This is a genomic window from Mucilaginibacter sp. P4_C11 (assembly GCF_056402115.1).
Genome location: NZ_JBFUIA010000039.1, coordinates 47,035 through 58,382 on the forward strand (window position 1 = coordinate 47,035; position 11,348 = coordinate 58,382).

Sequence of the window (11,348 nt, forward strand, 5' to 3'; positions counted from 1 at the left end):
TTTACTTTTTTTTTAAAGAAAGCTTATTTACGATAAAAATTGCCCGCTGTCATCCGTTTTCTCCTGATAAGAAGTGGAAGAACAATACAAAAGGTATTATTAAAACGTTTTATAGATCGCGAACCGTCCTGAATATTGAAGCACTATTCTGCTACCTCATTCATATCAATCATTGTCCAGTTATCCTGCACCGCTTTGGGGCCTCCGTCATATTTTAACGTGATCTGAAAATTGGTTTTTACTTTTGCTCCTTTTTCATCAATTGATGTTACGTAAGATTTTATTACAAATACCGAGTCGGACTTTTTTGCAAACTGGTAACGGTCTTCGGCAAAAGCAAGATTGCTCGATTTGATAGTAGGGGCAATGTACTGTTTAGCCACCTGGTAAGCATCATCGCTGTTTGGGAACATGGTAAAGGTAAGCATATCAGATGAGCCGCCGGATGTAGCAAATTTCACCACCACTATCATAAAAATAATTCCAAAAAGCGCCAACATCCATGCACCTATCATGGCTGTTTTCTTTTTATGTTGCTTGTCTTTAAGATAAGACTGGTCAGGTCTTGCTTTTTGATAGATTTTCTCCATCTTAATTCAGGATATATAACTGATAAAGATATAAATAAATTCTTAATAAAAATCATAACAACGTCTTGCCCCTTCAAATTTGTGGTAGGTATCCGTGCGCGAGGGTAGGGTGGTTTCATAACCAATGCTTCCTTCGGTTGTGCCGCTGGTGTTGCTGTAATTGAGTCCCGAAATTGGCGCATCGTGGCTTACACCCAGCCTGAATTTCTCTCCGCTTTCTTTGTTTAAAAACAAATCAAATATTAACGAAAATGTAATAGCCGAGGGTCCGCCTGATCCGGCAGTACGCACCCATAAACCGGCATTGAGGTTATGCCTTTTATATTGCAGCCCTATATTTATTGATTGCGCCGTTGATTGCTTATAAAAAACTACCGATGGAATAAAAAATGATTTCTCGTCCTCATCAAGATTCTCATCCTTATTAAGGTCCCATCTATAGCTTACGTGTGCTGTGCCGCGCATAGGTAGTTTTGCGGGTGTACCGGTAAATGATTCATTGGGGCGGTTGATATGCTGCAACGCGCCGCCAATATTAAAATCGCTTAAAGCGAGGTTTACCCCGGCGCCGGCATCAAAATAAAACCGGTTGTCGAATCGTGGTGACTCGGCATTTGTTGGCGATCCGGGGATGTACCCTAAACGCGGGTCAATCTGGTCGCTAAATATCAATTTACCATAATCCACGGTGCGGTTGGTTACCCCCGCCTGTATGCCAAACGACAATACAAAATCATCAGAACCAACACTATAAGAATAAATACCGGCTATATTGTTTTTGGTAAGCCCGGCGGTACCTTCGTTGCCCCGGGTAAATATTAAACCAACCCCGCCACCAAACTGCGGGATATTGTAATCAACAGATGCGGTAAGATAATTAAAGCCACCGGGCACCGATGTAAATTGATTGCGATAAATTAAATTCATCCGCAGATCGCCCTGGAACTGCCCGTTTAATGCAGGGTTAAGATATACAGGCGAATTAAAAAACTGCGAATACATGTGGTCCTGGGCAACGGCCAGTTTGCCACACAACAGTATTAATAACCACAAGATATATCCTTTGAGCAAAACGCGCATTATTTATCTTATTAAATGAACAACACCCGTTCGTTTGGGTAATGAATTATTGTACGACATCCCTTTCCACTCGCTGCCGTTTATAAACGTTGCCGAAGCCTGCCATACGTAAACGCCCTGCTCTACCGGTACGCCTTTAAAAGTACCGTCCCAACCGTCGCCGTCAATAGGGGTGCCTTTAGGGGCCGATAGTTTGGTGGTTTCCCAAATTAACTGGCCAAAACCATTAAATATTTGCAGGTGCCATTGTTTAATACCCGATCCTTTAGCTGCAAACCTTCTTAGCTCGGTTGTACCGCTGGTGGGCATAAATGCATTTGGTAAATACAGTTCGCCGGGAATGCCGGTTATGCGCACATAGTGTGTTGCCGCACTATCGCAAAAATCTTTAGTGCTGGTTATCAGTGTCACTTTGTATTTTCCGGTATCGGCATAAGTATGAGATGGGTTAGGGCGGGCGCTTAAGGTTCCGTCTCCAAAATCCCAGGCCCAGTTGGCTGGTGATCCCGTGGTTTGGTCAACAAACTGAAATTGGTAATTTGGTATACTGGTTATCGTATCAGGGCTTGCCGTAAAAGCAGTCCCCGGGGGCGATGTAACTTTGATATAGTCTTTTTTTACTAAACTGTCTGCACAGCCGGTAAGCGGGTTAACAGCTACAAGTTTAACCGTGTATGGCGAATTTTTAAAACTATAGGTATGCGGCGGCGGCGTAAATCCGGTTGCTGTGGCACCGTCTCCATAATACCAAGTATAGGATAAAGCTACCGGCTGCGTATTAGGGTCGGCATAGGTTGTGTTTGTGAATGATGCTGTAACATTTCGGCAACCTGTGGTATCTGATGCTGCAAAGCCGGCCTTTGGTATATCATATACCATAACCCGGTTTGTTGATTTTGATGACTCGACACCTGACGAGCATTTACTTGAAGCCGTAATAGTTATGTAATACAAGCCTGGTTTTGTAAACACGTAAGGCAAATTATCGGTACCGGCGGCTACATTGGTTACTACAGCATATTTATCATCATAAATGGTATAATAAAATGTATCGCCGCCTGATGAATTATTTACAAACGTTAAATTTAAAGGTGCACAACCGCTGTTTTTATTATTCAGAAAAAACATATCTGGTGTAATGGTTGGGGCCGATACCGTTATGGTACGTTTCAGTGTAGTATCGGTATTACCACAGTAATCGTGGGCAATCATAAATATGGTGTATTGCTTTGTGCGGGTGGTATTTAACGGCGTGTCGAATTTAAAATCACTTTTATCTGTATACACCTTTGATTCCAGCAGCAACGGTCCATCATACAGGTAGTAAGTGTATTGTAAGTTTTTCCCAGGCGATGAGTTTTTGCCGGTTACTATAAAAGGAGAGCAACCTTCAACTCTATCTGGAATTAACCTTGCAACAGGTTTCTGTGGGCTTATCTTCACCGAATCGAGATAGGGAGCAGCTATATTACAATTGCTTACAATGCTTAAACTGATGTGATAAACAGTATCCCGTCCGTCTGTTTTTGCCAAAAATGTGTGTTGGGGATTAATCCCCGTATCTGTTGAACCATCTCCAAAATCCCATAAAAAAACGCTGTTTAAAGGCTTCGAAGTATTGGTGAACTGAACCAGCAGATTACCGCATGCGGTACTATTATCCTTGGTGAATGAAGGGGTAGCAATAGCAGGAGGTATGGTTACAGTAAGCACAAATACACCGCTCACACACCCCTGGCTGGTTGATATAATATTATAGGTTACAGTTGCATTGTCGTTTAAATCGCTGTTAGTTAAAACATCGTTGATAAAACTACCGCTGCCGCTTACCGTGTAGCCACCCGCAGTTGCGCTGGTTTTTGATGCATCAACTACCCAGGTAAATGTTGTTGTAGGTTTCGTAGCCGTGATATTATAACTAAGCGGCTTTCCTGCACATGAAGTTACTGTATTTTTACTTGTAATTGAGTCTGCCTTATTGATGATGATTGTTGTGGGGTCGGTTATGGTATCGCAGGGTGCAGCCAGTGTAGTTATGCCCTGAAAAACAAGTGTAACCTTGCCCGCTTTTATTTCGGCCAGCGATGGTGTATAAACAGTTTGCGCCAGGTTCGGGTCGCTAAAAGTACCGGTACCGCCGGCCCAGCGCATTTTTATTGAGGTATTATTGGATGTACCATTCAAATTAACAGGCGTTCYGGCACAAACAGCAGGGTAGGTGCCCGCCGTAACAGTTGGTGCCGCTATAAATTCTAATTGCTGACTACTGCTGGCCGGCGCTCCGCAAACGTTGGTATTGGTTACGCTAACAGTATACCTGGCAAAATCGTTAAACTTTATGACCGGATACTGTGAAACATCACTGGTATTATTAACAAATGTAAAGGCGCCGCCGGCTACCGTCCATTTGTAGGTTGCGCCAGTGTTTTGCGCCGATCCGGAAAATGTTACCCTGGTAGCGCTGTTGTTGGTATTATCAAATTTAAGGGTGGTATTTGTTCCGCAAAATACGGTGTCTTTTGATAGTGTGGCCGTGGGCGTATCATCAACTACAACGGTTTGTACAGTGGCATCGGTTATCAGGCCACAACTTACTGTTGAGATGGCCAGTTTGATAGTGTAAACACCTGTTTTATTAAACAAAAACTGGGGTGTTTGGCTGTTGGCATTTGTTCCGTTTGCATAAGCTACCGGCGTTGGGCCGGTAACAGTCCAAACGTATTTATTGGTGTTATTGCAATTTGAATCGATTTTTGATGTGTTTACCGGGGTAACTGCAAGAGGAATGCAACCCGAATTAACAGGCAGCGAAAAGGCGGGCACAGGAGGTTCCTGGATACAAATATCCTGCGTAACATCAGCGACCGCGCATGAGCCGGTGTTGTTTTGCAGTTGCAGGGTTACCGTATGTATACCGGTAGTTGTAAAAGTATAAAGGAAGGCATCAGATAGTTTGTAATTAACTTGTTTGGTTACACCATCAACAAGCCAGGTATAGCGGGCTTTGCTGTTTGAGCAGGTTGTTGATGTGCTGTTGGGATCATCGCCCGGAAACGAATTGTTTACAAATTTAACCGCTGTATTTACACAAGCAGCCACCGGCACAACCGGCAGGTTAATTGGGGGAGCTATTACCTTTGCGTAACTGGCAACAGGCGTACCTACATTACCACAAAAAGGGCTAACTAATTGCAGTTTTACTTCGAACGAATTGTTTTGGCCCTTAACAATGTTTCCGCACGATGCTTTAACATATTCGTGCGAAACTTTACCGCCGGCTGCAAGTACCTGGCAGTAGGTATAAGATACAGATGCTGTACCATCGCCCCAGGAAACATTATAAAGCAGCCCCGGATAGTTGTTTTTTATAACATTAGGGTCGATGTTGTAAGTTAAATTGGTAGCCCCGCTGCCAAGGCATGCTGTGGTGCTGCCCTCAACCCCAAAACTATTGTTAACCAGGTTATTGACAAGGGTATATGCATAAGTGCCCACAATGCCTCCTGCTGTAGCTTTTACGCTAACCGTATAATTGGCTGTTTTGGCTGTAAAATTGCCGTTGTTGGTAAAATCAACGTTCAATGCCTCGGTGACCTTCGAAAGCTCATTGTAAAAACTTGCAGTAACGGTGGCGCCTGTTGTTGATGTATTAATAAAATTGTAAGAAGAATTGCTGGCCCCCGAACATGAACCAAACACTTCGGGATAATTGGCATCTATCGATTGCGAATTTAAAGCTGCAACAGTGCCTGTGCCGGCTATAATCGAAAATGCAGCCGACGCACCGCTGGTAACCGCCGGATTGGTAGCCGCCACTTTAACCAGATAACCACTGCCAGTACCAGTGCCAGCAGGGATGATACCGTTTACAAAGGTTGCATAGTTGCCCGTAAATTTGCCGATTAATTTTTGCGACGCGAAACTTCCGCTGGCATTTGAAAGGTAAAGATTGTAAGTGTTAGCGGGATTTATACACGAACCGGTTAGTTGTATGGGAACACTTATTGTCGATCCAGGCGCGTAAGGGCCAGCGTCAATATTGCCGATAGTTATTGTTTGCGCTAAGGCGGAAAAAGCAACTAAATTAAATAAAGCAAAAAAAAATAAATTTTTAGTAAATATTTTGTTCATTCACCTGCTTTTATGATCTAAAATTGCTTACAATTCAATAGTTTGATCGAAAATAGTAATTATTTTCAAATATTAATTGAATTCATTGCAAAAAGCAAAATTTCGAAAACGCGTCATTTTATCAAAAATCGACAAAAAATTGCCTTTACAGCTTTAAAAGGTAGCTGCCGATTAATAATTCAAAAACAGTGCTGAGCTTATTTTAAATTGCCAAAAAACAGGTAAGTAATAAATATGGCAGTTATGATTCCGGCTAAATCGGCAATTAAGCCGGCCGGGATAGCATAGCGGGATTTTTTGATGCCAACAGTACCAAAGTACAAGGCCACAATATAAAAAGTAGTATCGGCCGACCCGTTGAATATACTGCCCAGATGGCCCGCAAAGCTATCGGTGCCGAAATGTTTCATCACATCTATCATCATCCCTTTTGACCCCGATCCACTTAGCGGTTTCATGTAAGCAACCGGCATGGCATCTACAAAACGGGTATCTAAACCTGCTTTAACACAAACCCAGCGTAATCCATCGTTCATATAATCTAAAGCCCCGCAGGCCCTGAATACGCTGATGCCTACCAGCATAGCAACCAGGTAGGGGATAATTTTTACAGAGGTCTCAAAGCCACTCTTGGCACCTTCTACAAAAACATCAAATACATTGATTTTTTTTACCACCCCGCCCACAATAAATACTACCGGAATAAAGAAGAGCAAAAAGTTGCTTACAACCTTCGATACGATGCTAATTTGATCATGTGATAAATGCGTTGTAAAATACCAAACTACCAGGGTAATAAAAGCGGTTAAGCCACCAAGCCATGTTATAATTACCCTATCCCAAAGGTTGATTTTTTGTTTTATTGCAACTATTAATAAACCAACCACAGTGGCAGCATAGGTGGCAATAATACAAGGCAAAAACACATCGGCGGGATCTTTGGCATTCATAATTGCGCGTTGAGCTATAATAGTTACCGGCAACATCTGCAGGCCCGAAGTATGCAGTACCAGGAACATGATTTGAGCGTTTGATGCCGATTCTTTATCCTGGTTTAACTCCTGAAGGCTCCCCATAGCTTTTAAACCCAGTGGGGTGGCTGCATTGTCCAGCCCAAGCAAATTGGCCGAAAAGTTCATGAGCATTTGGCCCACGGCCGGATGCTTTTTAGGCACATCAGGAAACAGGCGGCTAAAAAATGGCCCTACCAGGCGCGACAGGAAATTTATGGCGCCTGCTTTTTCGCCCACGTTTAATATCCCCAGCCAAAAAGCCATAGCGCCAACCAATGGTAAGGCAATGTCCATTACTGATGATTTTGACGAATTGAAAATACCGTCAACAAGCAATTTAAAAGCCTCTACATCGCCAAAAAAAACAAGCTTAATAAGTGCTACAACAAAAGCGATCAAAAAAAATGCTATCCAGATATAATTAAGGGCCATATGTATCTTTAAGGCTTTGAAGTTAATGGTTTTGTATTTCAATATGAAATAACAATCTTTAAATACTCAATTTAAAAACACACAATGACCACTACTTCTGCCATTTTAAACACAGCTATAACCGATTTTTTGCAAACCAGGTCGCCCGATGACGAATGGGATTTGAGGCCGGCGCCTGGAAAATGGTCTAAAAAAGAGATCATTGGCCACCTGATTGATAGCGCCCAAATAAACCTTCAGCGTTTTGTACGTTGTACCTATGAGGAAAACTTTAAACTGGTTTACCAGCAGGATGCCTACGTAGCCGTGCAGCATTACCAGGACGTTGATATTAAAGAATTGCTCGACCTTTGGATTTTGCTTAACAGGCAAATAATAAGGGTTTGGGAAAGCTACCCCGCCGATAGGCTTAACGCCCGTTGCGATAACAGCAAAGGTGAACCCAACCTTCAAACTGTTGAATGGCTGGCTAATGATTATGTTGAACATCTGATACATCATTTAAAAACTATCTGATGAACACGGCAGGATACTCCGGCACCCCATTAGCAAAAAAACTGGGCATAAAGGCTTTGGCAAAAGTAATGCTGATTAATTCGCCCGATTATTATCTCCAGTTATTTACCGATATGCCCACGGATGTTTATTTTGTGATTGATGTCGGCATTAAGAAAGACCTGGTTCATTTTTTCACTAAAAGCAAGGATGAATTTTTAACCAATTTGCCACAATTGATGAAGCAAATAAAGCCCGATGGGATTATCTGGGTTTCATGGCCCAAGAAAGCGTCGAAAGTAGTTACCGATATTACGGAAGATGTGATCCGGAATTTCGCACTTAAAATAGGAATGGTTGATATAAAGGTTTGTGCTGTAGACGAAATTTGGTCGGGTTTAAAATTGGTTATTCCGGTAAAGGATAGAAAATCATTGGCTTAAAACTTTTTTCGTAATAACAGCGTAAACAATCATCGGCTATTATTTGCAAACGCCAACAATTACCTAACTTAGCATCATTATAACTTTAATACTATGGCCACAATAGAACTTAAACGTGTGCATGGCGATTTCGGCTTCGAGGCCGTTGATTCCATTGGTCACACAGTAAAAATGGATAGCAGCCCCGAAAGTGGTGGCGAAGATTTTGGGATACGCCCGATGCAAATGCTATTAATGGGCCTTGCAGGTTGCTCGGCAATTGATGTTATCAGCATCTTAAAAAAACAACGCCAGGAAGTAAAGGACTATAAAATGGTAGTTAACGGCGAACGTGAAGCCGGCAAAGAACCATCGTTATGGCAGGATATCGAAGTTGAATTTCATTTGTATGGAGATATTGATGAAGATAAAGCAGCCCGTGCGGTTGAATTATCATTAAACAAATATTGTTCTGTGGCCGCTACACTTGGTAAAGCCGGCGCGGAAATCAAATCAAAGGTATTTGTTCATCCGGCAGTAGAAATATAAAGGTCAACCAGCCTCCATGAAGCTCTTGAAATTTTAAGATTTATCTCAGGACTTTATTTGACATTAAAAAAGCGATGAATTCTACTCATCGCTTTTTTTGTTTTAACCTTATTACCGCACCGATTCCAGTTATTCGCCTTCAAAAAAGTCTGTTAAACCACCAAAATAGCTATAAGTCCAACCATCGGTAATATCATCAAAATCTTCATCCGGGATGTTGGTATGCCTAAGTTCGGCAGATGTACCTTGTTTGTCGGGGTGTAGTTTTATAGTAACTATCGAATCATCCGATTTTCCTTCAAAATACCATTGCTGTACAATTTTTTTACCGGGCTCAAATTCTATGTTTTTACCAACAATACTTCCATCCCACATCGAGAATTCCGAACCTGGTTCGGTACTCATTTGGGCTGTTTCACCTGTCCATAACTCGATAGTTATGGGGTTGGTTAATGCCATATAAATTTCGTCGGGCGTTGCCGGTATGCTGTAGTATTTTTTAAAATCTTTCACCTGCGCAATTTAGCAAGATTATTTTAAACGTTTACAGGGCCTATTGGCAATACCACACGACCGTAAACTTCATTTAATACGTTGGCAATTCCTGTGTAAATGGCCGATGCGCCACAAATAATACCCTCATAACCAGCTAAATGTTTAATAGTAGGATTACCTGTTGCATCACCTGCCACTAATAAGAAAAACAATATGGTTAACGAGCCAAAAACAAACTGTAAAGCGCGGTTTAACTTTAAAGTACCAAAAAACAGCAGGAAGGTAAATACCCCCCAAACGGCTAAATAAGCGCACATGGCGCCTTCAGATGGTGCTGTACCCCAACCAAGTTTTGGCATTACAATAAGACCAACTAACGATAGCCAGAAAAAACCGTAGGATGTAAATGCGGTTAGCCCAAATGTGTTATTCTTTTTTGCCTCAATAACGCCCGCAATAACCTGGGCCAGGCCGCCGTAAAAAATGCCCATAGCCAGTATCATGCTGTTCATTTCAAAAAAACCGGCGTTATGAATGTTTAATAAAACGGTTGTCATGCCGAAGGCGCAAAGCCCAAGCGGAGCCGGATTAGCGATGCCATCCTTTACAGGGGCAGGTGTAGTAGGGATCATATTGGTTTAGTATTAATTGGTTTATAATGCAAGCTAAATGATTTATGAATATTTTACAATTTTATTTACAACTCTGCCCTTACTTTTGCGTTAAGCAAGTACCTATGCAAAAAATAGTATTGATACGCCACGGCGAAAGTATTTTTAACCTTGAAAACCGTTTCACAGGTTGGGAGGATGTCGATTTATCCGAAAATGGCTATCAGCAGGCCCACAAAGCAGGGCAGATCCTTAAAAAGAATGGTTATAACTTTGATGTTGGTTTCACCTCGTACTTAAAACGTTCCATTAAAACCATGCATTTTATATTGGAGGAGTTGGATCATTTGTGGATTCCGGTTGAGAAGTCATGGCGGCTGAATGAACGTTTTTACGGCGCTTTACAGGGCATGAACAAAGATGAAGCCATAGCCGAATATGGTGCCGAACAGGTTCAAAAATGGCGGCGCGACCCCAACGAGCACCCGCCTGCTGTAACACGTGACGATCCACGGTTTCCCGGTCATGATTTGCGCTATAAAGATTTAACAGACCGCGAGCTGCCACTAACCGAAAACCTCAGCGAGACCATGGATAGGGTATTGCCCTTTTGGAACGAAACTATTGTAAGTGCCATGCGCCGTAACCAAAAGGTAATTGTAGTTGCCCATGGCAACAGCCTGCGGTCGTTAATTAAGTATATAGATTGCCTTACCGATGAGCAGGTAACCCAGCTTGAAATACCCACAGCTACACCCTGGGTTTATGAATTGGATCATGGGTTAAACCAGATAAGGCATTATTATTTGGATTGAGGTTTGATTTTCATGGATATGCAGCGCATTTGTTTATCTTAGTCGTCCCGATTAATTATAAACCATACGCTAAATTAAAAATGAAGAAATCTGATATTTATGAAATAACCATAAAGATACTTGGTGTTTACCTGCTGGTTTCCAACCTATCCAAAGTCCCCGGTTTTTTCACCTTCTTAAAAACTTTCAGTGCTATTTCGGGTGCCGACCATGCGACTGAACAAATGAACTTATTTTGGCTAAATATCATAAACTTTGCTTTTATGCTGGCCTTATCCATCTTTTTAATAGCCGGCACAAAACTGATTACCAGGCTTATTACAAATAGTGCAGATAAGCAGGAAAATGTAAAACTGTTTGCAGATAGAAAAGTGATATATGAAATAGCGCTTATTATCATCGGCGGCTTACTTATTGTTAATACGGTTCCCGATTTGCTGTATCGTTTGTATAACATATCCAGCGAAAACGATCAAAACGCTGTAATATCATCAATAACAAAAGTACTTGTGGGTATTTTAACAGTGGCCTTTGGCAAACGCATTGCTGCTTTTTTTGCGAAGTAATTAGATATAAAAATCATTTTAAATAAGAAAGGCCCGAATCGGGCCTTTCTTATTTAAATCATACTATTCGAAACTTAGTTTTTCATCATCTTCAAAAACGACGCCAGTTTCTCTTTCATTTCTCTGCGATCAACTATAAAATCAAGGAA

General features: G+C 41.8%; 11 protein-coding genes. 5 read left to right on the plus strand and 6 right to left on the minus strand.

The window, feature by feature from the left end:
• Positions 1-143 precede the first annotated feature (143 nt).
• The 4 genes from AC1DU2_RS26650 to AC1DU2_RS26665 form a co-directional block, all read right to left on the minus strand.
• On the minus strand, positions 144-590 hold the full coding sequence (locus AC1DU2_RS26650; protein ID WP_477388208.1) for a hypothetical protein: 447 nt from the start codon (positions 588-590) through the stop codon (positions 144-146).
• Between the two features lie 42 nt (positions 591-632).
• Positions 633-1,670: a PorP/SprF family type IX secretion system membrane protein gene (locus AC1DU2_RS26655; RefSeq protein WP_477388210.1), complete on the minus strand. Its 1,038-nt coding sequence runs from the start codon at positions 1,668-1,670 to the stop codon at positions 633-635.
• 3 nt (positions 1,671-1,673) lie between these two features.
• Entirely contained in the window at positions 1,674-5,801 is a 4,128-nt protein-coding gene (locus tag AC1DU2_RS26660; protein WP_477388212.1) for a PKD domain-containing protein, read from the minus strand.
• A gap of 197 nt (positions 5,802-5,998) precedes the next feature.
• On the minus strand, positions 5,999-7,246 hold the full coding sequence (locus tag AC1DU2_RS26665; protein WP_477358475.1) for a nucleoside recognition domain-containing protein: 1,248 nt from the start codon (positions 7,244-7,246) through the stop codon (positions 5,999-6,001).
• 84 nt (positions 7,247-7,330) lie between these two features.
• Here AC1DU2_RS26665 and AC1DU2_RS26670 point away from each other — a divergent pair, with 84 nt between their 5' ends.
• The 3 genes from AC1DU2_RS26670 (at position 7,331) to AC1DU2_RS26680 (ending at position 8,712) form a co-directional block, all read left to right on the plus strand.
• The gene (locus tag AC1DU2_RS26670; protein WP_477358478.1) at positions 7,331-7,762 is read left to right on the plus strand and encodes a DinB family protein; all 432 of its coding nucleotides are present in this window, start codon (positions 7,331-7,333) and stop codon (positions 7,760-7,762) included.
• Entirely contained in the window at positions 7,762-8,184 is a 423-nt protein-coding gene (locus tag AC1DU2_RS26675) for a DUF3052 domain-containing protein (RefSeq protein ID WP_477358480.1), read from the plus strand. The genes AC1DU2_RS26670 and AC1DU2_RS26675 overlap by 1 nt, the downstream gene beginning before the upstream one ends.
• A 93-nt stretch (positions 8,185-8,277) precedes the next feature.
• Positions 8,278-8,712 carry an OsmC family protein gene (locus AC1DU2_RS26680; RefSeq protein ID WP_477358482.1) on the plus strand — a complete coding sequence of 145 codons (435 nt, stop codon included), beginning with the start codon at positions 8,278-8,280 and terminating at the stop codon, positions 8,710-8,712.
• A gap of 129 nt (positions 8,713-8,841) precedes the next feature.
• On the opposite strand, the gene AC1DU2_RS26685 is transcribed toward AC1DU2_RS26680, so the two are convergent.
• Together AC1DU2_RS26685 and AC1DU2_RS26690 are read right to left on the minus strand one after the other, a co-directional pair.
• Positions 8,842-9,225: an SRPBCC domain-containing protein gene (locus AC1DU2_RS26685; protein ID WP_477358484.1), complete on the minus strand. Its 384-nt coding sequence runs from the start codon at positions 9,223-9,225 to the stop codon at positions 8,842-8,844.
• 23 nt (positions 9,226-9,248) lie between these two features.
• On the minus strand, positions 9,249-9,839 hold the full coding sequence (locus AC1DU2_RS26690; protein WP_477358486.1) for an acetate uptake transporter: 591 nt from the start codon (positions 9,837-9,839) through the stop codon (positions 9,249-9,251).
• A gap of 104 nt (positions 9,840-9,943) precedes the next feature.
• Here AC1DU2_RS26690 and gpmA point away from each other — a divergent pair, with 104 nt between their 5' ends.
• Positions 9,944-10,633: a 2,3-diphosphoglycerate-dependent phosphoglycerate mutase gene (gene gpmA / locus AC1DU2_RS26695; RefSeq protein ID WP_477388214.1), complete on the plus strand. Its 690-nt coding sequence runs from the start codon at positions 9,944-9,946 to the stop codon at positions 10,631-10,633.
• An 80-nt stretch (positions 10,634-10,713) separates the two neighbouring features.
• On the plus strand, positions 10,714-11,199 hold the full coding sequence (locus AC1DU2_RS26700) for a hypothetical protein (RefSeq protein WP_477358491.1): 486 nt from the start codon (positions 10,714-10,716) through the stop codon (positions 11,197-11,199).
• Positions 11,200-11,348 lie beyond the last annotated feature (149 nt).

What these genes read in the sequence shown, in the direction of transcription:
- AC1DU2_RS26700 (WP_477358491.1), top strand. Translation starts at nt 10,714, where the DNA reads ATGAAGAAATCTGATATTTATGAAATAACCATAAAGATACTTGGTGTT.
- gpmA (WP_477388214.1), top strand. Translation starts at nt 9,944, where the DNA reads ATGCAAAAAATAGTATTGATACGCCACGGCGAAAGTATTTTTAACCTT.
- AC1DU2_RS26690 (WP_477358486.1), bottom strand. Translation starts at nt 9,839, where the DNA reads ATGATCCCTACTACACCTGCCCCTGTAAAGGATGGCATCGCTAATCCG.
- AC1DU2_RS26675 (WP_477358480.1), top strand. Translation starts at nt 7,762, where the DNA reads ATGAACACGGCAGGATACTCCGGCACCCCATTAGCAAAAAAACTGGGC.
- AC1DU2_RS26655 (WP_477388210.1), bottom strand. Translation starts at nt 1,670, where the DNA reads ATGCGCGTTTTGCTCAAAGGATATATCTTGTGGTTATTAATACTGTTG.
- AC1DU2_RS26665 (WP_477358475.1), bottom strand. Translation starts at nt 7,246, where the DNA reads ATGGCCCTTAATTATATCTGGATAGCATTTTTTTTGATCGCTTTTGTT.
- AC1DU2_RS26680 (WP_477358482.1), top strand. Translation starts at nt 8,278, where the DNA reads ATGGCCACAATAGAACTTAAACGTGTGCATGGCGATTTCGGCTTCGAG.
- AC1DU2_RS26650 (WP_477388208.1), bottom strand. Translation starts at nt 590, where the DNA reads ATGGAGAAAATCTATCAAAAAGCAAGACCTGACCAGTCTTATCTTAAA.
- AC1DU2_RS26670 (WP_477358478.1), top strand. Translation starts at nt 7,331, where the DNA reads ATGACCACTACTTCTGCCATTTTAAACACAGCTATAACCGATTTTTTG.